This is a genomic window from Variovorax sp. YR266 (assembly GCF_900107295.1).
Taxonomy (GTDB): Bacteria; Pseudomonadota; Gammaproteobacteria; order Burkholderiales; family Burkholderiaceae_C; genus Variovorax.
Genome location: NZ_FNPM01000004.1, coordinates 64,026 through 88,182 on the forward strand (window position 1 = coordinate 64,026; position 24,157 = coordinate 88,182).

Genomic DNA, 24,157 nt, shown 5'->3' on the forward strand with positions numbered 1-24,157 from the left:
TCGTCAGTTGATGCCCACGTAGGCACCCTTGACGCGATTCGCACCGCGCGAGCGCGTGAGCACATAGTTGCCGTTGATCAGCACCTTGCCCGCACGCGTGAGGACGATGCTGGCCTCGCCGCAGCGCAGCTCGATGCGCTCGCGCCCCTGCAGCACGACGCGCTCGCCATCCACGCGCGCATCGAGTGCCGGTGGCGCCTCGGTGCGCAGCGGCTGCACGCGTCCGACGATGACCGGGTGCCGCACCTCGCCCTGCTCGAAGGCCACGACGATCGCCGCGCCTGCATCACCAGGCGCCAGGCCCACTGTCGAGAGCGCCTGCACCGGCGTCATGCCATCGCCCAGCGTGACCAGGAAGCGCCCCTCGGCATCGAAGCCGGCAAAGGCGGCCACCGCCACGCCCTGGCCCGACAACTTCGACCAGGCGGCCACGCTGTGCAGCACGCTGCGCGCGCTCTGGAGATCGGTGTGGTCTTCCACGGCTCAGTCCTCCCCCAGGTTGGAGCCCTTGATCTTGATCGAGCCACCGGCCTTGAACGACGCGCTGCCGTCGGCCTTGATGGTGATCTTGGCGCCCTTGATGGTGATGCCGCTGGCGTTCATGACGATCTTGCTGCCGCCCGCCTTGAGCATGATGGTGGGCGCCTCGACCATGCAGATCGCGCCCGCCTTGATCTTGATCGGCCCCTTCGATGTCTCCGAGATCACCGCGGCCGACAGCTTGTGCGGACCGCCCACGGAGATCGACTGCAGCGCGCCCACGCTCACCTTTTGCACGCCGCCCACACTGACCATCTGCGCGCCGCCAACGCTCACGGTCTGCACGCCGCCCACGTTGATGGCCTCGCCCGCGCCAACGCTGTGCATGCGGCCCGCGCCCACGGTGTGCGCCTCGGCCACAGAAATGGTGGTGGTCTGCATGCCATTCACGGTATGACTGCGCCCGCCGTTGACGGTCACGGTCTCGCCGCCGTTGACGGTCTCGGTGCGATGGCCGGTGATGACGATGGTCTCGGTGCCGCCCACCGTCTCGCTGCGGTTGGAGCCGATCGACACGGTCTGGTCGACGCCCACGTGCTGCTTCTGGTTGTTGCCCACGCTCTCCGAGTCGTCCACGTCGATGGTGTCGGTGCGGCTGTTGTGCACTGTGGTCGTCTGGTTGTTCTCGACCGTGGTGTTCATGTCGTACTGGCCGTGGATGGTCACCTTCTCCTTGCCGGCGGTGTCGTCCATCGACAGTTCGTTGTAGCCCTTGCCCTTGTGCGTGTTCGACTTGATGCCGCTCACCACGGCGCCGGCCGGCAGGCCGAAGGGCGCCATCGATTCGCCGTTGTAGAAGCGGCCGACGATGATGGGCTGGTCGGGGTCGCCATCCAGAAAATCGACGATCACTTCCTGGCCGATGCGCGGGATGCTGATCGCGCCCCAGCTCTTGCCGGCCCAGGGGTGCGACACGCGCACCCAGCATGAGCTGTTCTCGTCGTTCTTGCCGTAGCGGTCCCAGTGGAACTGCACCTTCACGCGGCCGTGCTCCTCGGTCCAGATCTGCTCACCGCTGCGGCCCGTGACGATGGCACTCTGCGGGCCGGGCATGGTGACGCGCGGCGTCAGGCGCGGCGGGCGCCAGGGCGTGTTCAGCGGAATCACCGTGAGCAAAAAACTGCTGCTCGCGCGCTGGCCGGTGCTCAGCGCCGGCGTCTCCGCGATCAGGTCGCCCACCAGTTCGCCCAGCCCGGTGTTGACGGGGTCGTCGGCCAGCGCGTCGTGCAGCACGACGTCGATCGAACGCCGGCTCTCGGGAAAGTTCGCGCCCTCGTAGCCGGGATGGCTCGCGACGAATGTGCAGGCCGCGATCAGGTAGTCACCGTCGCGCTTGCCGTCGGGATCGCCCTTGAACGCGAAGCTGCGCCCGGCCGTCACGTCGGGCCAGCTGGTCAATGCCCAATGGCGCTGCCGCCGGCCGATCAGCTCGTCGAGCCGCAGCTGCGCGAGGTTGTCGGTGTCGTCGCCCGACTGATAGCCGCCCGGGAACTCGAACACTTCCAGGTCCGACAGCTCGTGCGTGTCGGGATCGCCCTTGTCGGCGCGCAGCTGCTTGCTGATGACCTTGAAGTCGCGATCGCGTGACGCGAACTTGCCCGATTCGAATTGGCGCGAGCTTATCCAGCGCGTGATCTCGTTGAAGCGCCCTTCCGACGCACCGCGCTCTGCATGGTTCAGCGTGTCGGCAACGGGCAGTTTCTCGTGTGCCAGCGTGCTGCTGTCCGACAGGTACAGGGTGCCGGGCGCGTCGTGCGCGTCGAACCAGTAGTAGATGCCCTCTTCTTCCAGAAGGCGCGAAAGAAACTGGTAGTCGCTCTCCCGGTATTGCACGCAGTACACGTGGGGCTCATGGGGGCCGACCACGCCGCCCGCCTTGAGCTTCTTGAGGCTGCCGATGGGGCTGTCGTCGAGCACGGCATCGATCACGCCCAGCACCGGCTTGTTCTGCAGGATGCGTGCGTTGACGCGCTTGCTCAGCAGCCAGAACCACGAGCGCAGGCTGATGCGGTATTCGAGGAAGCGCCCGCTCTGCGCCACGCGCGTGAAGCGCACGGCATGCCCCTGGCAGTGCCGCTTGTGAGTATCGCCATCGGCATCGGCGAATTCGATCACGACGTCGAAGGAGCGGCCCAGTATGTCCGCGGCATCGATGCTTTCGTTGTCGGTCAGCACAGTGAGTTCGTAGGCCGAGGGGCGCGCCAGCACCTCGTGGCCCACGATGCGCCAGAACATGAGCTTGTCGACTACGGGCGAATCGCCCTGGATGCTGAACTTGTGATCGGCCATGCTTCCCGTCCCTTTTTTTGCGTTCCCCTCCCTCGCGAGCCGCACCGCCGTGCGGCCGCGCGGCCGCGCGGCTACCTCCGCCTACGGCGCCAGCAACAGCACCAGCGGCTGGCTCGGCACCGTGCGCACACCGGGGCAATTGGTGCTGTTCTGCAGCGACGTGCTGGTAAGCCGCGACGCGGGCATGCCCATCCACAGCACCGTGAAGGCGCCGGTGAGATGGCGGCTCGGCCCCATCACCGTGCCCGAGGCCACGCCCAGCATCACGCCCGGGTTGTCGCCGTTGGTCATGGGAATGGTGGTGCCGAGGTTGTGCGCCGGCCCGCCCATGATGAGGATCGTGGGGCAGTTCGGAATCGCCATCGGCCCCATCGCGATGTTCGGATACGGCACCGGAATGGGCGACGGCGCAGCGGGCGTGATGCAGACATCGGGAAAGCCCATGTCGGTGCCCATCAGCTGGCAGTTGGCGAACATTTCCTGTTCTCCCTTTTCGCTTCAGCCGAAGTGGATCTGCGCGCCGCGCGCCTTGATGAGCTCGCGGCCGTTCACCAGCGTGTGCTCGCCTTCGAGCCGCAGCAGTTGCTTCGCCTCGCACTCCAGATGCGTGGCCGCCACGCGGTCGATGCCGTCGGTGGTGCGCAGGTAGTGCTTGCTGAAATGCTGCACGCGGTCCATCACCGAGGACAGCACCGAGCCGACCAGCTTGATGCCGGTGCCCACCACGGTGAGCTGGCGACCGACGACGTCTGCGGTGTCGGTGGCCAGGCGCGTGCGCTGGGTGGCCACGTCGAGCTCTTCGGCCGCGAGTTCGAGCCGGCCGCCCTCCACGGCAATGCGCATGTTGTTGCCTTCGCAGCTGACGACGTTGGCGGTGCCCTCCTCGCGCTGCAGCACGGCCATGACCCAGACCTCGTCGGGCGCGATGCGCAGGCAGGCAACGCTGTCGCCAGCGGCAGGTTCGAGCAGGCAGCTCGCCGCGCGCCGCGTGCGAAGCCGCAGGCCGCCACTGTCGACGACGAGCGCCCCGACCTCGTCGAGGCCGAGCACGCCGACGCACCACTGGCCGGTGATGGCCTGGGCGGGCGCTGGTTTCAGGCTGCTTGTCTTCATGGTGTTTTTCCTCCGTTGCTTGGCTTCGATGTGGTGTGGCTGCGATGTGGCGTCATGCGACCAGCGGCTGCCAGCGCTCGGATTTCTCCAGCTCCGGGTCGCTCTCGATGGCGCGTGCTCGGTCGGTCATCTGCGCGTCTTCCGTATTGGCGCCATGCAGCACGGTGCGCATCAGCGTGGCGTGGCGCAGGTCGGCGGTGCCCAGGTCGGCATGGCGGAAATCGGAATAGGTGAGTTCGGCGCCCGTGAAGTTGGCGCCGCGCAGCTTCGCTCCCGCGAAGTGCGTCTGGTACAGGTCGCAGCCCGAGAAGTTGGCCTGCGGCAGCACGGCCCCGGTGAACAGCGCCTGCCTCAGCTTCGCGCCGGAGAAGTCGCACCCCGTGCCGCCCGCCTCGCAGAAGATCGACGAGGGCGCCACCGCCTTGGCGAACTTCGCTCCATCGAGCCGCGCGCCCTGGAAGTTGCACTGCCGCAGCACGATGCCGCTGAAGTCCGCGCCACCCAGGTCGGTGGACGAGAACTGGCAACCCTCCAGCTCCAGCCCCGCGAACGACATGCCTTTCAGCGAGGTCTTGAAGAACACGTTGCGCAGCATGCGCGCCCCGGTCCACGTGAGGTGCGACAGGTCGCACTCGTTCACCGTGGTGTAGTGCCATCTGGTGTCGTCGGCGCACACGTCCAGCAGCACCGACTGGCTGAACACCGCCGAGTCGAGCTGCGCGCCGCGCAGCACCGCATGGTCGAGCCGGCACTTCGCGACGGTGGCCATGGTGAGCACGGTGCCGGCCAGCTGCGCGTGCGTCAGGTCGCATTCGGTGAACACCGCACCGTGCAGGTTGGCCTCGCGCAGATCGACGTGGTCGAGCAGGCAGCGATTGAACACAGCCTTGCGAAGGTTAGCGCCCGAGACGAGCGCGCCGCGCAGGTCGCACTGGTCGAACACGGTCTCGCGCAGGTCTGCTGCGCGCAGGTCGGCTTCGGCGAAGTTGACCTTGGAGAACACGCCGCCGCCCAGCGGCAGTTTCGCGAACTGGCCCTTGCGCAGGTCGAGGCCTTCCAGCGTCTCTCCGACGCCAACGGCAATGGCGAGCAGTTGCGGTGTCATGCTGCAGCCTGCTGTTCAGGAGTGAGCCTGGGCCACGTGCGCGCACGCTGGAGCAACGCGCCGTCGAAGCTGGTCGATCCGTCGAGCCGCACGCGGCTGAGGTCGGCACCGAAGAGGTTGCTGCGCCGCAGGTCGGCACCGCGCAGGTCGGCCGACTGGAACACCGCGTCGCTGAAGTTCACGCCCGACAGCAGCGCTCCGGTGCAGATGGCTTTGCGCATCAGCGCGCCCTTGGCGCTGGCCAGCCGCAGGTCGGCCCCGTCGAGCCGCGCATCGCAGAGGTTGGCGCCGTCGAGCACGGAACGCACCAGCTTCGCACCGCGCAGGTCCGAAGCGCCGAAGTTGAAGTTGCGCAGGTCGGCCAGGCCCATTTCGGCATCGGCGAGGCTGGTGCCCTTCACGGCCACGGCGCCGGCGCACTTCGCGCCCATGAGCCGGGCGGCGTCGAGCTTGCAGGTGACGAAGGTGGCGGCTGTGAGCGTGGCGTCGTGCATGTCCACGCCCGTGAGGTCGCATTCGATGAAGTTGCAGGCCGACAGGTCGGCCTCGGGCCAGCGCATGCCCTTCAGGTCGAGCCTGTGAAAGACCTGGCCCGCGAGCAATGCACCCGTCCAGTCCGCCTCGCCCCAGGTGGTTTCGAACAGTTGGGCCTTCGTGAAGTTGGCGCGCCGCATCTGCGTGCCGCCGAAGGCGCAGTGCATGAGCATGGCCTGCGAGAAATCGCAGCCGTCGAACACGGCGCGCGCGAGCCGCGCCTTGCCAAGGTTGGCCTCGCGAAAGCTGGCACCGATGGCAATGGCGCCTTCGAGGTTCGCATGCGCGAGCACCGCCCCCGCGAAAGTGGCGCCCGAGAGATTGGCATTGCTGAAGTTGGTGCTCTCCAGCCATGCGCCTTCGAAGTTCACCTCGCGCAGGTCGAGGCCAGAAAAGTCGGCGCCCGTGAAGTCGGCGCGCGAAAACAGCTTGATGCCGGCCGCGATGGCGCGCGTCATCTCCGCACGCAATACCGCTGCCGCATCGGCCGGCATCGCAAAGGCCGGCGGCTGCACATGCGCGGACTGCAGGTAGCCCTTGCGCTGCACTTCCTCGAGTTCGCAGAGCTTGGGGAACATCGGCGTCAGGTCGACCTTGCGGGTGCTGCCCGCCGCCTGCGCCTGCATCTCGGCCAGATGCTTCTCGGCGTTGTAGAGCGGCGGCCCGCGGTGCTGCACCTTGGCGAGGTCGATGCGGTTCTGCTCCGCCGCTTCCAGCGCCTTCTCGAGCACGGTCAAGGCGTCTTCGACGGCGGCCCAGCCCTGCGCGTTGGCCTCCTTCATCTTCTTCTCGAGGTACGGGGGCAGCTCATCGCCCACCGGCACGTTCTCGCGCGGCGGCATCCTGATGCCGAGCGCGTCGGGGTCCTTGCCCATTTCCACGGCCTTGTCGCGCGCGAACTCGACGTCCATCTCGGCCCGGCGGTACTGCGCCTCGCCCTGCAAGCCGTCCATGCCGAACGGCGCCTTGGCGGCTTCCACGTCGGGGTCGAGCGTGCTGATGCCTTCGGGCAGCAGGTCGCTGTCGATGATGGCGTAGACGGGGCCCATCTTCGGGTCTGCGCGCTTCGCGGCGGCCTCAAGGTAATGCGCGTCGCTGCGCGGCTCGCCGGTGCGCTCTACCGCGCCCATCAGGCTGGCCACGTCGGAGCCGTCGTCGGTACCGACCTCGGCCAGCCCCTGGAAGATCGCGATGCAGCGCTCCGCATGCGGGAAGAACCACACGGTGGTCAGCCGCAGCGGCACCTCGCGCACCTTGGGCTCGCTGCTGCCGGCAATCCTGTAGCCGACGAACACGCGCGCGCGCAGGCCCGGCAGGCGGCCTTCGATGCGCGGCTTTTGCGGGTGCATGTTGTCGAAGGCGAAGGGCTCGTCGCCGACGAGAGGCGCGGCCATCCACTGGTCGGGAGGCGCGAGGTTGAAGTAGCGCCAGTCGGTGTCGGGCGCAAAGCCCGGCGCATGCAGCTTCAGGTAGTCGGCGTCGTAGGTGCCGCGGTACTGCGCGCGCTGCGGATGCATCAGGTCGAGCGCGCCGAAGCCGGCCGGCGCAATGGCCTGGTCGGGCCGCAGCAGGCGGTCTTGCGGCAACTCGGTGTTCGGCAGCCACAGGACGCCGTCACGCGCCTGCCGGCCCCGGCCTTGCGGGTTCTGCGCGAAATCGGCGCCGCCGTATGCGGCAGCCCAGTCGAGCGGCAGCGACTCGAAGGACTGCGGCGCGGTGGCGCGCGTACCCTCCCAGTGCCGCTCGCCGAAGACGAGCAACGTCTTCTCGCACGCGCCGAAGCGCGCGCGCACCGCGCAGGCATCGGGTCGGTCGGCCGGCGCGAAGGCCTTGCCGTGCACCAGGAACTCGGGCGTGAGCTTGGCGACGCCTTCGTCGATCAGCGGCTGCGCCATTTCCTTCGCAAGAAAGGACCACATCGACTGCTCGGCCCACAGCGTGCCGCGCTCGCCCTGCGCGAACGGCAGGTGCAGGTACGCACTGACGCTGAGTCCGAACCGCTTGCGGAACTCGATGGGCCGCGTCGAGAGGCCGAGCGCCTGAGGCTTGAGGACTTGCATTCGGCGCCCCGGCTAGTCGTCTTCGGGCTCGCGCTCTGCGGGCGGCCGGGCCGAGCCGTCGGGCTCGACGGCGTTGTTGACCTTGCCGAGATCGGCGGTGCCGCTGGGGTCACTGGTAAAGACCTCCGCGATCGGCAACCCCAGCCCCATGATCGGCACCAGGCCGAGGATGGCGTCGAAGCGCCGGTTGCTGGCCTTGCCCGCCAGCGACCGAAGCCGGTCTTCCAGGCTGTGCAGGCCTTCGGCATGCGCGTCGTCGGCGGCCTTGCCCAGGGCTTCGGCCGCATCGGCGTACTGCTTGAGCGTGGCGCCGATGTCGACATAGGCCGAGGCGGCGCCTGCCACGGCGGCCAGGCCGCCGGCCACCGCGGCCGCCCCGGCGCCCGCGCCACCGGCGCCCGGCGTGAAGGTGTGCAGCGCCGATTGCTTGACATCCATCGCCACCGCTGCGATGTCGGGCGCCGCGCAGTTGGTCAGCTTCACGCCCGCCGTGTTCTCGATGTTCACGCCCAGCACGTTGGCCATGGCCAACGCCAGCGCGTTCTCGATGCTCATGCCGATGAAGGTCGAGCGGGTCACGCCCATGTTGGCTTCGCTGTTGGTGCCGATATAGCCGCTCGAGTTGGAGCCCAGCACCGTGGTGTTCGAGCCGATGGAGGTGGCGTTGATGTCGCCCACCGCCATCATCTCGATCTTGGTGTTGCTTATCAGCTTGATCTTGTCGGCCATCAGCCCCAACGGGCCGCTGGGCACGGTGATGTACTTGGAGTTGGAGCCCGTCACCAGCCAGTCGATGTGGGCGGCCTCGAAGCTCATCTTCGCGGCCTTGTAGGTGACGTTGCCGCTGACGGTGATGGTCTGGTTGCCGGTGACGTTGCGGGTTTCCCCGGCGCGCGAGGTGTCGGTGCGCGCGCCTGTCACGTCGCTCAGGCTGGTGCCCGTGACCATGGTCTTGTCGTCGCTGTCGACGAAGGTGGTGCGAGTGCCAACCACCTGGTTGTTCTGCTTGCCCTTGACGGTGTTCTTCTGGTCGACCACCACCATGTTGGTGTCGTTGCGCGTGACGGTGCTCTTGCGGTCGCGGTCTACCAGGCTGGTCTGGTCGCGCTTGACGGTGATGGTCTGGTCGCGGTCGACGGTGGTGGAGTCGTCGCGCTCCACGCTGCGGCTCATGTCGAGCTCGGCGTGGATGTTGATGTTCTCCTCGCCCTTCTTGTCCTCGAACATGATCTCGTTGTAGTTCGCAGGACCGCCGCCGGGCGTGGAGCGGGTCTTGAAGCCGCTCTGCGTGGGCGACTTGTACGGGATGGGCTGCTCGTCGTTGTAGACGCGCCCGACGATGATCGGCCGGTCGGGGTCGCCGTTGAGAAAGTCGACGATCACCTCCTGCCCGATGCGCGGAATGAAGTAGCCGCCCCAGCCCTTTCCGCCCCAGGGCTGCGACACGCGCACCCAGCAGGTCGACTTCTCGTTGCTCTCGTCGTAGCGGTCCCAGTGAAAGTGCACCTTCACGCGGCCGTGGTCGTCCACGTGCAGCTCGTCGCCCTTGGGGCCGACGACGATGGCGGTCTGCGGGCCGGGCATGGTCACGCGCGGCGTGAGGCGCGGCGCGCGGAACAGGCGATCGGCCGGCATCACGGTGAGCAGGAAGATGCTGTTGCCGGTCTGCGCGGCGGCCAGCGCGGGCGTGGCGGCGATGAGCTCTTCGAGCACCGGCAGCGTGTCGGCGTTCACCGCGTCGTCGCGCAGCACGTCGGCCAGCGCGTTGTGCACGGGCCGCGCCGCGGCGCTGGCGCTCACGCCCTCGTAGCCTCGGTGGCTGGCGACGAAGGTGCAGGCAGCAATGACGTAGTCGCCGTTGCGCGTGCCGTCGGGGTCGCCCTCGTACTTGAAGCCGCGCCCGGCGGTGACGTCGGGCCACGGCGTCACGGCCCAGTGGCGGTCGCGGCGCGCGTTGAGTTCGTCGCCGCGCAGCTTGGCGCGGGTCTCGGCTTCGTCGCCGGTGAAGTAGCCGCCCGGAAACTCGAACAGCTCCAGGTTGGCCAGCTCGTGGTCGTCCGAGGCGTCGATGTCGGCGCCCAGCTTTTTCTTGATGGCCTTGAAGTCGCTGTCGCGAGATGCATGCTTGCCGGTGTCGAACTGGCGCCCGCTGACCCAGCGCGAGATTTCGTTGAAGCGCGGCTCGGCGGCGTTGGTGGCCATGTGGCGCAGGGTGTCGGCGGCGGGCAGCTTGTCGTGCGCCATGTCGCTGGCGTCCGAAAGATGCATGGTTCCGGGGGCGTCGTGCGCGTCGAACCAGTAGTAGATGCCTTCGTCCTCGAGCAGGCGCGAGAGAAACTGGTAGTCGCTTTCCTGGTGCTGCACGCAGTAGCGGCGCGGGTTGTGGGTGCCTACGACATTGTCGGCCTTGGTTTTCTTGAAGCGCTTGATGGGGCTGTCTTCGAACACGGCATCGAGCACTTCGAGAACTTTCTTTTCTTGCAGGATGCGGGAGTTGGCGCGCTTGGTGAGCAGCCAGAACCACGAGCGCAGGGTGATGCGATATTCGTAGTGTCGTCCCATGTGGCCGGCGCGCACGAAGCGCACGGCATGGCCCTGGCAGTGGCGCTCGTGCGTGCCGCCGTCGGCATCCTGGAACTCGATGACCACGTCGAAGGCATGCCCGAGGATGTCCTTGGCCTCGATGGCCTTGTTCTGCGAGATCACCGTAAGCTCGTAGGCCGACGGACGCGCAAGCGCCTCGTGGCCGACGATGCGCCAGAACATCAGGTCGTCCTTCGCGGGTGAATCGCTTTCTATGCGGAACTCGTGGTCGGCCATTTTTTTCTCTTGATGGTGGTGGCGTGTCAGTCAGTCAGGAAGACATTCGGGGTGCGTGCGAATGACACCGGGTACTCCCCTCCGCGAATGTCCCCCGCCTTCGGCTCCTCCTTTATTTCGCTGCGGGGAGCACCCGATGCCATTCGCACATGGGCGCGGCTGTGGTGCCGGCCGATCAACCACCGATGCGAACAACGATCACGTCGATGGGGTGCCTTGCGCAGCGAAATAAAGGAGGAGGCCGCAGGCCGGGGGACATTCGCGGAGCAAGGTACCCCGTCGGCGTGAGCGCGCCCCGAACAAAGCACAGTCAAAACTGAAGACCAGGCTTTCATCTCAGTCGAACGCGTAAGTGAAGTCCGCATCCTTCACGTCTAGCGCAACACGGCGGATCTCCCCACCAGAGGCCAGACGCTGCAGATACTCGACAGAAATCGTAGGCAGCACGGTGTTGGTAAGGATCGCGTCGATCACGCGCCCACCCGACTCCGGGTCCTGGCACCGCGCGACCACCTGCTCGACCACCGCTTCGCTGTACTCGAAGGGCACGCCGTGATTGGTCTCGACACGCTTCTTGATGCGCCCGAGCTGCAGCCGCACGATCTTCTTCATCATCTCGGGCGACAGCGGGTAATAGGGAATGGTGACGATGCGGCCCAGCAGCGCGGGCGGGAACACCTTCATCAGCGGCGCCTTCAGCGCATCGGCCAACGCGTTGGAGTCGGGCAGCAAGTCAGGGTCGCGGCACATGCTCATCACCAGCTCGCTGCCGGCGTTGGTGGTCAGCAGGATGATCGTGTTCTTGAAATCGATCATGCGGCCCTCGCCGTCTTCCATCCAGCCCTTGTCGAACACCTGGAAGAAGATCTCGTGCACGTCGGGGTGGGCCTTCTCCACTTCGTCGAGCAGCACCACGCTGTAGGGGCGGCGGCGCACGGCCTCGGTCAGGATGCCGCCTTCTCCATAGCCCACGTAGCCCGGAGGCGCGCCCTTGAGCGTGGAGACGGTGTGCGCCTCCTGGAACTCGCTCATGTTGATGGTGATGATGTTCTGCTCACCGCCGTACAGCGCCTCGGCCAGGGCCAGCGCGGTCTCGGTCTTACCCACGCCGGAGGTGCCGCAGAGCATGAACACGCCGATCGGCTTCTGCGGGTTGTCGAGCCGCGCGCGCGATGTCTGGATGCGGCGCGCGATCATTTCCAGCCCGTGCTTCTGGCCGATGACGCGCTGGTTGAGCGTGTCGGCGAGCTTGAGCACCGCCTCCACTTCGTTCTTCACCATGCGGCCGACGGGAATGCCGGTCCAGTCGGCGACCACCGAGGCCACGGCCTGCTCGTCGACCGAAGGCAGGATGAGCGGCGACTCGCCCTGCACCGCGTGGATCTTGGCCTGCAGCTCGTGCAGCTCGGCGAGCAGCGTGGCTCGGTCGTGCGCGGGCTCGGCGGCGGCTGGTGCCGCATCGGTGGCAGCAGCAGGCGTATCCACCGGCTTGTTGCCCGCGCGCAGCTTGCTGCGCAATTCGAGCAGCCGGTCGACCAGCCCCTTTTCTTCCTGCCAGCGCGCATTGAGCGCATCGAGCTGCACCTTCGATTCGGCCAGCAGCGCGGTGACCTGTGCTGCGCGCTTGGTCACGTCGATGCCGATGGCTTCTTCGCGGCCGATGATTTCCTGCTCGACCGTGAGCCCTTCGATGCGGCGCATGCAGTCTTCCACCTCGGGCGGCGTCGCGTGCTGCGACACGGCCACGCGCGCGCAGGCCGTGTCGAGCAGGCTCACGGCCTTGTCGGGCAATTGGCGAGCGGGAATGTAGCGGTGCGACAGCTTCACGGCCGCCTCGATGGCCTCGTCGAGCAGTTGCACGCGGTGGTGCTTCTCCAGCACGCTGGCCACGCCACGCAGCATCAGGATCGCCTTGGTCTCGTCGGGCTCCGGCACCTGCACCACCTGGAAGCGACGGGTGAGCGCCGGGTCTTTCTCGATGTACTTCTTGTACTCGGCCCACGTGGTGGCGCCGATGGTGCGCAGGTTGCCGCGCGCCAACGCCGGCTTCAGCAGGTTGGCCGCGTCGCCCGTTCCTGCCGCACCGCCCGCACCCACCAGCGTGTGGATCTCGTCGATGAACAGGATGATGGGCGTGGGCGAGCTCTGCACCTCGTCGATCACCTGGCGCAGGCGCTGCTCGAATTCGCCCTTCATGCTCGCGCCGGCCTGCAGCAGGCCGATGTCGAGCGTGAGCAGCTTCACGTCTTTCAGCTGCGGTGGCACGTCGCCGCGCGCGAGGCGCTGCGCAAAGCCTTCGACCACGGCCGTCTTGCCGACGCCGGCCTCGCCGGTGAGCAGCGGATTGTTCTGGCGGCGGCGCATGAGGATGTCGACGATCTGGCGGATCTCTTCGTCGCGGCCCGTGACCGGGTCCATCTCGCCCTTCTTGGCCTTCTCGGTGAGATCGACCGCGAACTTCTTCAGCGCGTCGCCCTTGCCCATGGCGGCCGGCGCCATCGCGCCCGAGTCTTCACCCGGCGCGCCGCTGCCCATGCCGGTGCCGTCCTGCGCGCGCATCTGCGATTCGGGCGAGGCGTCGCAGATTTTTGCGAAGTTGTCGGCCAGGTCTTCGACCTTGACCTTCTCGAACTGCTTCGACAAGCCGAACAGCGGGTTGCGCAGGCTCTGCGTCTTCAGCATGCCCACCAGGATGTAGCCGGTGCGCACCTGCGCCTCGCCGAACTGCAGGGTGGCATAGGTCCACGCGCGCTCGATGGCGTTCTCGATGTGCGGAGAAAAGTCGCTGATGGCGGTGGCGCCGCGCGGCAGGCGGTCGAGCGCGGTGGTCATGTCTTTCGCGATGACCGACACGTCGAGCCCGTAGTGCTGGATCACGCGGTGCAGGTCGGAGTCCTGCGCCTGCAGCAGCTGGGCGAACCAGTGCTCCAGCTCCACGTACGGATTGCCCCGCATCTTGCAGAACACGGTGGCGCCTTCGATGGCCTTGTAGGCCAGCGAGTTGAGTTTGCCGAAAAGGGCGGTGCGGCTGATTTCACTCATGAGGGACTCCGTATCTCTTCTGAACGAATGAAGATGGGTTTGTTGAAAGACTGGTTGCCGATGCGCACGTCCGCCGCATCGCGCGAACGCTTGCGCTGCCCGAGCCACGACACCCAGCCCAGGCGCGGTGCATTGCCCTTCGCGTCGCCAAGGCGCGTGAGAGGAACCTGCGCCTTCTCGAGCACCAGCTCGGCGTCCCACTCGAGCTCGTCGCCGAGCAGTTGCTGCATCCAGCGCTGCAGCACGGGGCGCGCATTGCCGATGGGAAGGAACATCCGGTACTGCTCCAGCGTGAGCGGGCCCAGGTGCAGGCGCACGCGGTGCTGGCGGTCCCAGGCGCGGGTGCCGAGCATGGCGCCCATGCCCATGGAGCGCGAGCTCTCGCCTTGCCCCAGCCGCGTGAGCTCTGCCACCGGCAGGCTCATCCAGTGGCCGACCCAGCGCTCCAGCTTCACGGGCACGCCGAAGTAGCTGCACAGCACCGACTCCACGCTTTCCACGTTATGCACGCGGCGCGCGAGCCAGCCCGAGAAATGCAGGCGCGCGTCGTCATGGATCTCGTCGCGGTCCACGCGGCCCGGCGTACCGATGCCGACCAGCGCACCGACCTGCAGGCGGAAGCGGTCTTCGCCCGGCCGGTCGAGCGCCACGGCCGGCCGCGACTGCGCCCACGCGCGATAGAAGTGCAGCGAGAAGCGGTGCGAAAAACTGTCGAGAAAGGCCAGCCACGTCGGGTCGCCGTGGTTCAGGCTGCGCTCGCGGATGAAGTCGCTCAGGTGCACCGGCAGCGGACCATTGGGGCCGATGTAGCTGAAGAAGTGCTGGCGCAGGCGCGGCGGCGAATAGGCTGTGGCGGGCTCGAAGCGGCTGAAGCTCGCGGGTGCGAACGAGAGCGATGGCTCCTGCCCCACGCGCACCGGCTCGGCGCTCGGCAGCAGCGCGCGGCCCCAGCGCGGCGTGGTCTTCGCGACGGACTCCAGCCGGCGCATCACCGCGAAGTAATCGAACGACCACGGCTCCGCGGACCACCCGCGCAGCGCGTTGTCGACTCGGGTGCTCACAGAATCTGTCGCGTCCCGCACAGCGGCCTCCAGCGCATGGTCTCGCCCTTGCCCGCGATGCGCAGCACGGTCTCGACGAAATGGTTCACCTCCACATGGCGCGACAGGAAGCGCGCCAGCACGGCCCCGAACAGGAAGGCGCTGTGGCCGTGAAAGGCGTCCTTGTCGACTTCGAGCGTCACTTCGAGCCCGCGCCCGAAAGCGATCGGGCCCTTCAGCGGCAGTCGGCGCGCAACAGGCTTGCACTTCACCGACAGCAGGCCGCGCACCTGGCCCTGGCGCATCTCGTCGGCATGCACGGCATAGAGCATCAGCGTTTCGCGCAGCGCGGCCGCGCCCTGCTCCGGCGTGCTGTCGGAAAGCGACAGGTAGTTCAGCGCAAGGTGATCGACCACGCGCCACCCCAGCCCCTGGCTCACCACCGGCGACACCGGCCGCGACGGCCCGCGCACCATGCGCACGCGCTGCACGGGAAATGAATCGACGCAGTCGAAGTCGTTCTCGCGGCCCAGCGGCATCAAGAGCGGCAGGTCGCGGTTGGTGCACAGCGCCGTCACCGCCAGCTGCCGCAGCGTGGCCGCATACGGCGCCTGCTGCGGATCGACGATCTGCATGTAGACCTCGGAGCCGATGTGGCTGCTGCGGTTGCCCTCGGTGCGCTGTCGCACCGACAGCATGCGCGGCTCGCGCGTGGTCGTGAAGTAGGCCGGGTGGCTGTTGCGGCTGCCGTGAAAGGCCGAATAGAAAGGCCTGAAAGGTTGCTCGGCCGCAACCGCATCGGCACCGGGCGCGCCGTGGCCGATGACTTCGGTAATGGTGTGCACCTCGAAGTCCTGCGGGCGCGTGCGATCGGGCACCAGGTGGAACTGGCTCACGCCCTCGGTCATGGGCACGCGGTCGAGCCGCTTGCTGAACAGGTTGACGGCGGGCACGCAGTGCAGCTGCACGTTGTCGGCGCTCACCAGCTTTTCGAGTGCTGCGTCGCCGCGCGAGAACAGCAGCACGATTTCGACGTCGGTCACCGGCATGGCCGCGAGCAGCGCCTGGAGCCCGCCGATGCGCACGAACTGGAAGCGCTGCGGAAACGCGAAGTACTCCTGCAACAGCCGAAAGCCCGAGAAGCCGGTGGCGGTGGTGGGCAGCAGCGCTTCGTCTTCCTCGAAGCCGACCGCGCCGATGGCGCTGGCGGGCAGGCTCTGCGCCACGCCTTGCAGTGCGCCGCTGGGCGCGAGCGGCCGCACCAGCACGCCGATGGGCTGGCCCAGCGCGCATTCGTGCAGTTGCCAGGCCACGTCTTCGGCACCGCCGAAGTGCAACACCAGATCGTCGAGTGCGATCTGGCTGAAGTTCAGGCCAGCCGTGGCATGCAGCGCAATGCGCAAGCCGCCGCGGATGGCGCGCGATTGCGGGTGCGTGTTCAGCGGCAGGTCGGGCGCGTAGGTGAAGTACTGCGCGCGCTGCACTTCGATGGGCCAGATGCGCAGCGCATTGGCCGTGCGGAATTCGCAATGCGTGTTCTGCCCCACCGCCTGCCGTGCGCGCAGTCCGCTGCCGCGCGGCAACGTGGGGCCGGTCGCAAGGTTCGCGTCGTCGGGGTCGGGCACGAAAGACACGACCACCATCGCCGGCGTGGGCGAAAGAAAGTGCGGATAGATGATGTCGAGCAAATGGCCCGTGAAGCGCGGGTACTCGGCGTCGAGCTTCAGGCCCACCCGTGCCGAAAGAAACGCCGTGGCCTCGATGAGCCGCTCCACATACGGGTCGGCCACTTCCTGGCCCTCGATGCCAAGTCGATGCGCAATCTTTGGAAATGCCCGCGCGAACTCGGAAGCGCTTTCGCGGAAGTAGCGCAGCTCCTGTTCGTACAGGCTCAGCAGCCGAGGGTCCATGCGGGACTCACCTTGGGTTTTGCGCCATGTCCACTATCTCGATGCGTCCTTCTTCCAGGTCAACGCGGCTTCGCATCAGAAACTCCAGCGGCACGGGCTGTGCCCACAGCATGCCGCGTATCTGCAGGCCGATGCTGTTGTGGGAGTCCAGTGCCGGGCCTTCCATGACGAGTTCCACTTCGAGTGTGCGGGACAAAATGCGCGGCTCGAACTGCAGGATTGCGTTCTTCAAAGCCTGTTCCATGCTGACACGCTGCACCGACGAGGTGAACTGGCCAGACAGCATAGGCAATCCGTAGTTGATGACCGAGCGCGCCGCATTCGGGTATTGCTTGTCGTCCATCGAGAGGCCGTAGCCGGTGGCGTTGAACAGCCAGCCGAGGTCTCGCAGCACGGCCTGGCGCAGCGCCTGCTTGGTCAGCGTGCGCTTCTCGTCGCCCTCGCGCTTTTCGTCGGGCGCGTTGTCGACGAGGCGATCGAGCAGCGAGGGCTGCAGCCGCTCCTGCGCGGTGAGCTCAGCCATCGACGCTGCCCTCGGCCTCTCCGGCCTCTGCAGCGCTTTCGCTGGCCTGCGTGAACAGGATCTCGCGCACGTCCATCAGCGCGTACTCGCCCGCGTCGCTGCCGAGCACGCGCTGGCCGTAGCCGGCCCAGACTTCGGGGCGCAGCTCGCGCCACTCGGTCTTGCGCGCCAGACGCAGCTCGCCGTCTTCCACCTTCTCTGTGCCCTCGTAGCGCGTGGGAATCAGCGCAAGGGTTTCACCGCCGTTCTCGAACTGCAGGTGCGCGGGCATCCACACGCAGTCGCGCAGGTCTTCGGGCGGATCGATCTTGATGTGCGCGAGCCGCGCATACGGAATCCAGTAGTACTTGCCGTTGACGAAGGCTTCGAGCACCGGGCCCAGGCGCATGTCGGCATCGGCCAGCCATTCGAAGGGCGCGCCGTCGATGGTGCCGCTGATGGCGGGCGCGCCGTCGAAGGCGCGCTGGCGCAGGTCCTCGGCCAGTTCGCTCTCGCCGCGGCCCTGGCGCAGCAGCGACTCGATGAGCAGCGCCAGCCATTGGTCGGGCTGGCCGAAGATCATGGGCGTGCGCGTGCCGGCGAACACTTCGGCGCGCAGGCCCTCGCAGCGCACGGCCTCGCCGTAGACCTGTTTCATGGGCACGGCCAGCGCGTCGAGCTCGGCCGCGACGGTGAGCTGGTTGAGCGCGCGCTCCCACTGCCCGAGCACGCACAGCAGCTGCGCCATGAACACGCGGTGCTTGCTGTCGGAAGGCTTGGCGCGCACGTCGTCGCTCAGGGCCTTGAGGGCGGCGGCCGGATCGGCGGCCTTGAGGAATTCGGCGGCGGTCGTCATGGTGTGCGGCTCCTGGGTGGGGTGATGAGGCTCAGGCGCGGGTGAACTGGCATTCACGCACCGCGCCGCGCAAGCCGGTGGTCTTCTGCGGTGCCGACTTGACCTTCACCGTGCGGTAGCTGATGGAGATCAGCTCCGAGGGCACGCCCCAGTGACCGCCGGAGTTGAGCACCAGCCGGCAGATGCGCGCGTTCTCCAGCACCAGCTCGAAGGTCGACTGCGCATCGGGCGAGCGCTCGTCGCCGCCCGACTTGAAGGCGCTGATGACGACCTTCAGGTCTTTTTCCTGCGCGCGCAGCAGGCTGGCGATGGTGGCGGTGGCCGCGTCGCTGCGGCGCGCAACGATCAGGTTGTTGGGCACGACCTGGTTCTGGCTGGAAGACTCGGGCACCTGCACCGACCAGTAGTAGCCGCCGATGTTCATGCGCGCCTTGCCGTCGTCGAAGGGGCGGTCGAGCTCGCCTTCGACTGGCGCACCCTTGTTCTCGATCAGCATGACCAGGTCGGTTTCGGCCGAGCCGGTGCCGATCAGTTCGTAGAACCGCTGGGCGTCTTCAGGGCTCCAGGAGCCGTCGTCTAGAAATGCCATATCACCTCCGGAAATCGAAACAGGAAAAGGAAACCGTGATCTCGGGCCGCGCCGTCATGGCCGGGCTCCGCCGTCCGCTGCGCCGCTGCTCCTGCGCAGCAGGGCCGCGAACACCTGCCGCTCGCCGCTCTCCGCCGGCGGCTGGCCGCCGCGCACGCGCACTTCCGACACATCGGCCTGCGCATAGGCCACGCCGAACAGGCGCGGCGCGCTGTAGGGCGTGGCGGGCACGGCCATGACCAGCAGGCGCGCGTCGCCGGCAGCATCGAGCCACGGCAGGTCGAAGCGCTTGACCGAGGGCTGATCGGGCGTGCCGCGCTTGAAGCGGTTGGTTTCGCCGACGAGCTCGTCGGGGTAGACCGACTGCAGGTTGCCGCGCGCGTCGATGCCGGCGATGACGAGATCGAGCGAACGGCCGCTGGTGTTGCGCACGTTCAGGCGCAGGCGCTCGCCGGCGCGCGGCGAGGGCAGCGCGTTCGCCGCTTGGGCCTGAACTTGAACGATGGGCGTGCTGCGCAGCATGCGGTCAGCGCTCCACACTTCGAGCGCGGCATCGAAGCCGTCGAGCTGGCCATCCTTGCCGTAGGCCTGCAGCTGCGCGAGCCACTTGAGCTGCGCCAGTACCTGCAGGCGGCGGCGCAGCGCGGCGGTGTCGGGCAGCACCACGGTGGAGACAGTGGCGCCGAACAGCGGCGAGAGCAGCTCGAGGCGCTGGCCCGAGGGGCCGAGGTCGGTCCAGCGCACGTCGGCGGTGGCCGCATCGTCGGTGGGGCGGATCGCAGCCGGGTAGTCGAGGCTGAGGCCGGCGGGCAGCGGCTTGTCGGCGCGCACGCGCAAGGCGGTGGCGGCCGGTTCACTCATCGGCGTGACGCTCCAGAACGCAGCGCCCGACACATCCTTCAGCGCCGTAGGCACGGCCAGCCACGCGCCGCCGAGCTTGATCTGCGACACGGTGGCAGGCGCGCTGCGCACGGCGCCGTCTTCGAGCGTGGCGAGCACGCGCAGCTCCTGCTGCTGCGCGAGGCCGTCGAGCAACCCGGCCTTGATGGCCAGGCTGTCGCCGCTGCGTTGCGCGCGCCATACGGGACGCGTGGATGCGGGCGCGCCGCTGTTGGCGAACAGCGGCGCATCGAGGTTGCCTTCGGCCACCGGAGACGGCAGCTCGCGCGTAGGAAAGCGCTGCGCGAGTTCGTCGATGACCGGCGGGTACTGCGCGAGCACGCCGTCGAACAGGTCGCGCCAGGTGGCGGGCTTGCGCGACAGCGCCTCGACCACGGCCCAGGTCAGCAGGCCCTGCGGCCGGGCATTGCGCCCCTTGCGGGGCAAGCGCAGCTCGGGCGTGATCTGGTGGCTTTCGGACGCGAAGAAGGCGACGTAGCGGGCGCGGGGCACGGCTTCGGTCGGCACGGGTGGCGTCTGCGGTCGCGCGGGTGGTGCCCCGCCGGTCAATTGCGTCACGCGCAGGCCGCGCCAGCGCACTTCGTCATCGGGCGGGCCTTCGGCTGTGGCGGGTGCATCGGCCGTGCCGCGCGTCATGGAGTTGGCCGAGCAGGTGTCGAACACCGAGGCGACGAACACGTTCTTCGCGAGGAAGGACTGGATCCACGCGTCGAAGTCGACGTCGCGCAGGTCGCCGGTGAGCACGTTGTCGCTCCCGAGCGTGCCGCGCACGTCGCGCGCGAGAAAGTTCTCCGACAGCCCATCGGGCTCCTGGTAGCGCTTGGCGATGTCGCGCAGGCGGGTGCCGTGGCCGGAGAAGTACAGCAGCACGAAGTCGCCGCTCTTCGACTGCGCGAGCAGCCTGGCCAGCGCGTCGTGGATGGCTTGCGATTCGGGCAGCGCGGCGCCGCTCACGCCGTCGGCGAGCACTGCGATGTCGGGCGCCGCGAAGCCCTGCCTGAGCAGTGCGTCGCGCATCAGCATCACGTCGTTGCGCGGCGCTTGCAGCCACAGTGCCTGCGGCTGGTTGACGAGTTCGGAGACACCGACGAGCAGCGCGCGCTGGGTGGCGAAGGCCAAGGTGCAGCAGGCGAGCAGCCACAGCACGAGCAGCACCTGGAGAAAGCGCAATTGCGTGACGCCCTTCCCCTTGGGCCGCAGGTGAAGGTGCAGACGGGCGGCATGCCCGAGGGCCGCGGCGCGTGTCATGGCCGCTGCTCCCCAGCCGGCCCGGCTGACTCGACCAGCGGCGAAGCCGCGAGCACCGCCAGCGCATCCACTGGCTCCGGCACCCGCAGCCGCCATACGCCATTGCCACCCGGATCGCCCGGCCCGCCCACCACGTCGGCCGATATCGATTGCAGCAGCCGGTCGGCCTCGTCCATGCGCACGCCGGCTTTCCAGCGCACCACCAGGTCGGCGCGCGCCGGCGCGGGTACGGCTGGCACGTCGCGGAAGCGCACCTCGTCGTCCTCGGGAGCACCGCGGCCGCCGAGCAGCCCGACGTTCTGGATCACCACGAACAGCGCCAGCACCGCGAAGGCCGGGCGCGTCCAGCCTTCCGCGCCGAACCAGCGGCGGATGCTGCCCCACCAGCCGCCTTCGGGACGGGGCTGCGGCCGTGCAGGCGATGGAGCGGGAGAAGAAGAAGCCTCGTCGCCCTGCGGCCGCGTCAGCGCCTTCCCCAGCTGCAAGCCCACGTCGCGGTACAGCTCCTGGTAATCGGCACGCGGGTCCTGAGGCCCGAGCGGCGTGCCCGACAGCACCGAGAACACACCGCCCACGCCGCGCAACGCGATGCGCCCGGGCTCCGGCGCAATGGCGAGCGATGCGTGCGCGGCCCACTCGTCGTGCACCGCGCGGATCGCGGCGAGCCGCGTGGCCGAAACCTCGCCGAGCACGCGCGCGCAAAGCTGCGGAGTAGGTGCCAGCGTGAGCACGTTCCAGGCCTGGATCACGCCGAACATCGGCTCGAAGGGCTCGTCGTCAGGCTCCAGCAGCACGTCGAAGGCAGATGCCCAGTCGGCCTCGCCGGCGGCCATCCAGCCCTGCCAGAGATCGCCCTGGATGCAGCGGTCGAGCAGCACGCCGAGCAGCCGCCCTTCGTGCACCACGCTGACAAGGCGGCCCGGCGCCCAGCGGGCCGGAAAGGCGCGCTGGGCGACAGCCTCGCGGCGCCGGGCCAATTCGACAAGAGGCAGCAGCAGGTCGGATGCGGCAGCCGCCGGGGCCGGTGCTGCGCCCGTTGGAGGGGACGTGCCCGGCATGGCCACGGTGGCCGTGCCGGGTGCGCTGTCCGGCGCATCGTCGGGCACGGCCGCGCCGGTTTCCAACGCGTGGCGGATCACGCTGAGCGGGGGCCAGAGGTCGTGGGTCATGGCGTCTGTTCCTGAATGGCTATGTCTTCAGGCATAAGACGCTTCAGCACCGAGGATTTTGAAAACCTGCAGGATCGCGGCCATGTTGTCGGGCTCGATGGCGATGCCCAGCGTCTGCTGGAGCCAGCCGCCGATCCGGGTTTTGGCGTAGTCCGCGGTCAACCCCTCGCGCTTGTGCACGAGGCCGAGCCGGCCCGCGCGGTAGTGATAGGAAGCAATGGCGTGGCGCGAGGCGATGCCCGACAGCCCGCCCTCGGCCTCCTTGCCGAAGCCCTCGCACAGCAGCAGGCGCTCGGGCTCGGGCAGTTCGGCGATGAAGGCGCGCGCGGCCAGTTGCACGGCCTGCGCACTCAGACCGTGCTCGGCCAGGCAGCCGTCGAGGTCTTCGCCCGCACCGATCTCGTCTTCGAGCTGCGCCTCGGTGATCTGGTCGCCGATGGAGAGCTTGCGGCGGAAGGAGCTGGCGCGCGTGCAGTCGATGAGATAGCGGCGGAAGTAAGCGCACAGGGCAAAGGCGGTGGAAGGCGCGCTGTGGCTCGCGCGCTCGTCGGCTTCGTCCGGGTCGGCATCGAGCCGCAACACCTTCACATAGATGAACTGCGCCACCAGCTCCTGCCGGCCCTCGCCCAGCACCTGCAGCTCTGGCGGATTGCAAGCCACCAGCGCATCGCCCACGATGCGGTACATGGCGCCCATGTCGTTCGGGGACAGCGTCTGCCTGCGCCGCCAGAGGCGGACGAGCTCACTGCTTTCCGCGGACGAAAGGGTTTCCTGCATGAGGAGTCAAGGCGCCCGATCGATCAGTCGTCGACGCAGCTGCCCTCCGAAGGCACCAGGCACTGCGGCAGGTTCGCGCCCACCGGCCCGCCGCGCGTGCGGATGGCCGACGACACCGCGGCCTGCGCAACGGCAAGGCCGCGCGGCAGCAAGATCCACAGCTGGCCACGCTCCTTCATGCGGCGCGCGTTGGTCGCGGCCTGCTGGCCGTTGCCGAAGAAATAGTCGGCCCGCACCGCGCCGCGGATGGCACCGCCGGTGTCCTGCGCGATCGTCAGGCGCTGCATCGGCGCGCCGCTGCCGGGCGTGCGCGTCGACACGAACACCGGGTAGCCCAGCGGCGTGCTGCGCGGATCGACCGCAATCGAGCGCCCCGCCGACAGCGGCACGCCGAAGGCGCCCACCGGGCCGCCTACGGGCGAGGTCGATTCCTTGAAGAACACATAGCTCGGGTCCTTGATGCCCGAGCCCGACACCGCGCCGGCCGCGCGCCGCCCCGGCACCACGACCGGGCCACTGGCAACCGGCCGCGCGAGCGTGAAGCCGCGCGTGCGGATGGTGCCGCTGTCGACCGCGCCGACATCGTCGTCATCGCCGTCGTCCAGCTGCAGCTCGATGGACGAGCCGCGCACCTTCACCGGGCTGCGCGGCTTGCCGTTGGCGGCCTGCGCCAGCGTCGGGCGGAAGGGCTGTCCGTTCTGCTCGGCGTAGGCGACGCGCACGATGTCGCCGTTGGCCAGCTTGATGCGCCCCGAGCCCTGGATCTGCATTTCGTACAGCGCGGTGGCGCTGCTCACGAAGGCCAGCACCTTGGCGTTGGGCGCGCCCTTGGTCTCGATTTCTTCGCGCGTGTAGTACGGCAGCAGCTGCTTGCCCTCGACCCGCAGGCGCACCTTGCGGTCGAGCGTGTCGCGCGAGATGGCCGAGAGGTCGAGCGCAAAGAGGCCCGGCGCGCCCATGTCGCGCGTGCTGAGGCCGGTCTGCACCACCACGTTGCGCCCTTCCACGCGAGCCGCCACCGTGCCGTTGCCGGCGGGCAGCTTGCGCGCATCGGCGAACAGCATGTCGTCGGGCTGGCCGTACACGGGGTAGATGAAAGGCGCGCCGTACTGGCGGGCGCCCGCGATCTCGGGCTCGAAGTAGCCGGTGACCACGCCGTCGGGCTTGCGATCGTCGTCGCGAATCTGGTAGGCCGAGAACTCGCCCTCGAAGAAGCCCCGGATGGCGTTGTTGTTCTTGCCGTCGACCTTGAGCGCGCGGTCGCACACCTCTTTCCATTCGGCGCCGCGCCCGGTCAGCACCTTGCAGCTGCCGAGAAAGGCGGGCCAGCTTTCGGAGAAGTCGTCGCGTGACCAGCCCGGCACCGAGTCGAAGCCCACCGAGGTGTAGGTGGCGAGCTGGGTCGAGAAGGTGCGCGCCTGGCCGGCCACGCTGGCGCCGGTCGGCGGTGGGCGCGAGGCGCTGCTGCTCGTGCCGGCGGTGTCGGTCGTGGCCGCGCCGGTGCCCGTGGTGGCCGGTGGCGGCGCGGTGCAGCCCGCCAGCGAGGCGATGACGGCAACAACGGCTGCAGTAGCGGCCCACTGGAGCACGTAGTTGAGGCGCTGTTGCAGCTGCTGTTGTCGTTGCTGCTGCAGTGCTTGCGAGGTGGTCATGAAAGTCTCCT

Annotated in this window: 17 protein-coding genes; all 17 read right to left on the reverse strand. The window is 68.2% G+C overall.

Annotated elements, in window-relative coordinates:
- Positions 1-3: 3 nt before the first annotated feature.
- On the reverse strand, positions 4-480 hold the full coding sequence (locus tag BLW48_RS12295) for a DUF6484 domain-containing protein (protein WP_093077089.1): 477 nt from the start codon (positions 478-480) through the stop codon (positions 4-6).
- Between the two features lie 3 nt (positions 481-483).
- Positions 484-2,829, reverse strand: coding sequence for a type VI secretion system Vgr family protein (locus tag BLW48_RS12300; protein WP_093175046.1), 2,346 nt, complete (start codon positions 2,827-2,829; stop codon positions 484-486).
- An 81-nt stretch (positions 2,830-2,910) separates the two neighbouring features.
- Positions 2,911-3,306, reverse strand: coding sequence for a DUF4150 domain-containing protein (locus BLW48_RS12305; RefSeq protein ID WP_093058752.1), 396 nt, complete (start codon positions 3,304-3,306; stop codon positions 2,911-2,913).
- Positions 3,307-3,327: 21 nt separating this feature from the next.
- On the reverse strand, positions 3,328-3,942 hold the full coding sequence (locus BLW48_RS12310) for a DUF3540 domain-containing protein (protein ID WP_093175049.1): 615 nt from the start codon (positions 3,940-3,942) through the stop codon (positions 3,328-3,330).
- Positions 3,943-3,994: 52 nt separating this feature from the next.
- Complete coding sequence (locus tag BLW48_RS12315; RefSeq protein WP_093175052.1) at positions 3,995-5,047, reverse strand: pentapeptide repeat-containing protein; 1,053 nt, start codon at positions 5,045-5,047, stop codon at positions 3,995-3,997.
- Positions 5,044-7,641, reverse strand: coding sequence for a DUF2169 family type VI secretion system accessory protein (locus BLW48_RS12320; protein ID WP_093175055.1), 2,598 nt, complete (start codon positions 7,639-7,641; stop codon positions 5,044-5,046). Before BLW48_RS12320 ends, BLW48_RS12315 begins: the two co-directional genes overlap by 4 nt.
- Before the next feature lie 12 nt (positions 7,642-7,653).
- A complete protein-coding gene (locus tag BLW48_RS12325) occupies positions 7,654-10,461 on the reverse strand; it encodes a type VI secretion system Vgr family protein (RefSeq protein WP_093077082.1) in 2,808 nt (935 codons plus the stop codon).
- 336 nt (positions 10,462-10,797) lie between these two features.
- Positions 10,798-13,503 carry a type VI secretion system ATPase TssH gene (gene tssH, locus BLW48_RS12330; RefSeq protein ID WP_093175057.1) on the reverse strand — a complete coding sequence of 902 codons (2,706 nt, stop codon included), beginning with the start codon at positions 13,501-13,503 and terminating at the stop codon, positions 10,798-10,800.
- Positions 13,500-14,564, reverse strand: coding sequence for a type VI secretion system baseplate subunit TssG (tssG, locus tag BLW48_RS12335; protein WP_256216773.1), 1,065 nt, complete (start codon positions 14,562-14,564; stop codon positions 13,500-13,502). The genes tssH and tssG overlap by 4 nt, the downstream gene beginning before the upstream one ends.
- Positions 14,561-16,453, reverse strand: coding sequence for a type VI secretion system baseplate subunit TssF (gene tssF, locus BLW48_RS12340; protein WP_093175060.1), 1,893 nt, complete (start codon positions 16,451-16,453; stop codon positions 14,561-14,563). The genes tssG and tssF overlap by 4 nt, the downstream gene beginning before the upstream one ends.
- Positions 16,454-16,460: 7 nt before the next feature.
- Positions 16,461-16,976, reverse strand: coding sequence for a type VI secretion system baseplate subunit TssE (tssE, locus tag BLW48_RS12345; RefSeq protein ID WP_093058744.1), 516 nt, complete (start codon positions 16,974-16,976; stop codon positions 16,461-16,463).
- The gene (locus tag BLW48_RS12350; RefSeq protein ID WP_093077078.1) at positions 16,969-17,811 is read right to left on the reverse strand and encodes a type VI secretion system accessory protein TagJ; all 843 of its coding nucleotides are present in this window, start codon (positions 17,809-17,811) and stop codon (positions 16,969-16,971) included. The genes tssE and BLW48_RS12350 overlap by 8 nt, the downstream gene beginning before the upstream one ends.
- 31 nt (positions 17,812-17,842) lie before the next feature.
- Positions 17,843-18,400 carry a type VI secretion system tube protein Hcp gene (locus BLW48_RS12355; protein ID WP_093058742.1) on the reverse strand — a complete coding sequence of 186 codons (558 nt, stop codon included), beginning with the start codon at positions 18,398-18,400 and terminating at the stop codon, positions 17,843-17,845.
- Positions 18,401-18,454: 54 nt separating this feature from the next.
- On the reverse strand, positions 18,455-20,548 hold the full coding sequence (locus BLW48_RS12360) for a caspase family protein (protein ID WP_256330762.1): 2,094 nt from the start codon (positions 20,546-20,548) through the stop codon (positions 18,455-18,457).
- On the reverse strand, positions 20,545-21,717 hold the full coding sequence (locus tag BLW48_RS12365; protein ID WP_093175063.1) for a hypothetical protein: 1,173 nt from the start codon (positions 21,715-21,717) through the stop codon (positions 20,545-20,547). The genes BLW48_RS12360 and BLW48_RS12365 overlap by 4 nt, the downstream gene beginning before the upstream one ends.
- A gap of 27 nt (positions 21,718-21,744) precedes the next feature.
- On the reverse strand, positions 21,745-22,494 hold the full coding sequence (locus BLW48_RS12370; protein ID WP_093077075.1) for a hypothetical protein: 750 nt from the start codon (positions 22,492-22,494) through the stop codon (positions 21,745-21,747).
- A 23-nt stretch (positions 22,495-22,517) separates the two neighbouring features.
- Positions 22,518-24,146 carry a murein transglycosylase A gene (locus tag BLW48_RS12375; RefSeq protein WP_177142327.1) on the reverse strand — a complete coding sequence of 543 codons (1,629 nt, stop codon included), beginning with the start codon at positions 24,144-24,146 and terminating at the stop codon, positions 22,518-22,520.
- Positions 24,147-24,157 lie beyond the last annotated feature (11 nt).

Excerpts from the sequence above, each read along its gene's own strand:
- BLW48_RS12300 (WP_093175046.1), bottom strand. The coding sequence starts at position 2,829 with ATGGCCGATCACAAGTTCAGCATCCAGGGCGATTCGCCCGTAGTCGAC.
- BLW48_RS12305 (WP_093058752.1), bottom strand. The coding sequence starts at position 3,306 with ATGTTCGCCAACTGCCAGCTGATGGGCACCGACATGGGCTTTCCCGAT.
- BLW48_RS12310 (WP_093175049.1), bottom strand. The coding sequence starts at position 3,942 with ATGAAGACAAGCAGCCTGAAACCAGCGCCCGCCCAGGCCATCACCGGC.
- BLW48_RS12315 (WP_093175052.1), bottom strand. The coding sequence starts at position 5,047 with ATGACACCGCAACTGCTCGCCATTGCCGTTGGCGTCGGAGAGACGCTG.
- BLW48_RS12320 (WP_093175055.1), bottom strand. The coding sequence starts at position 7,641 with ATGCAAGTCCTCAAGCCTCAGGCGCTCGGCCTCTCGACGCGGCCCATC.
- BLW48_RS12325 (WP_093077082.1), bottom strand. The coding sequence starts at position 10,461 with ATGGCCGACCACGAGTTCCGCATAGAAAGCGATTCACCCGCGAAGGAC.
- tssH (WP_093175057.1), bottom strand. The coding sequence starts at position 13,503 with ATGAGTGAAATCAGCCGCACCGCCCTTTTCGGCAAACTCAACTCGCTG.
- tssF (WP_093175060.1), bottom strand. The coding sequence starts at position 16,453 with ATGGACCCTCGGCTGCTGAGCCTGTACGAACAGGAGCTGCGCTACTTC.
- tssE (WP_093058744.1), bottom strand. The coding sequence starts at position 16,976 with ATGGCTGAGCTCACCGCGCAGGAGCGGCTGCAGCCCTCGCTGCTCGAT.
- BLW48_RS12350 (WP_093077078.1), bottom strand. The coding sequence starts at position 17,811 with ATGACGACCGCCGCCGAATTCCTCAAGGCCGCCGATCCGGCCGCCGCC.
- BLW48_RS12355 (WP_093058742.1), bottom strand. The coding sequence starts at position 18,400 with ATGGCATTTCTAGACGACGGCTCCTGGAGCCCTGAAGACGCCCAGCGG.
- BLW48_RS12360 (WP_256330762.1), bottom strand. The coding sequence starts at position 20,548 with ATGACACGCGCCGCGGCCCTCGGGCATGCCGCCCGTCTGCACCTTCAC.
- BLW48_RS12365 (WP_093175063.1), bottom strand. The coding sequence starts at position 21,717 with ATGACCCACGACCTCTGGCCCCCGCTCAGCGTGATCCGCCACGCGTTG.
- BLW48_RS12370 (WP_093077075.1), bottom strand. The coding sequence starts at position 22,494 with ATGCAGGAAACCCTTTCGTCCGCGGAAAGCAGTGAGCTCGTCCGCCTC.
- BLW48_RS12375 (WP_177142327.1), bottom strand. The coding sequence starts at position 24,146 with ATGACCACCTCGCAAGCACTGCAGCAGCAACGACAACAGCAGCTGCAA.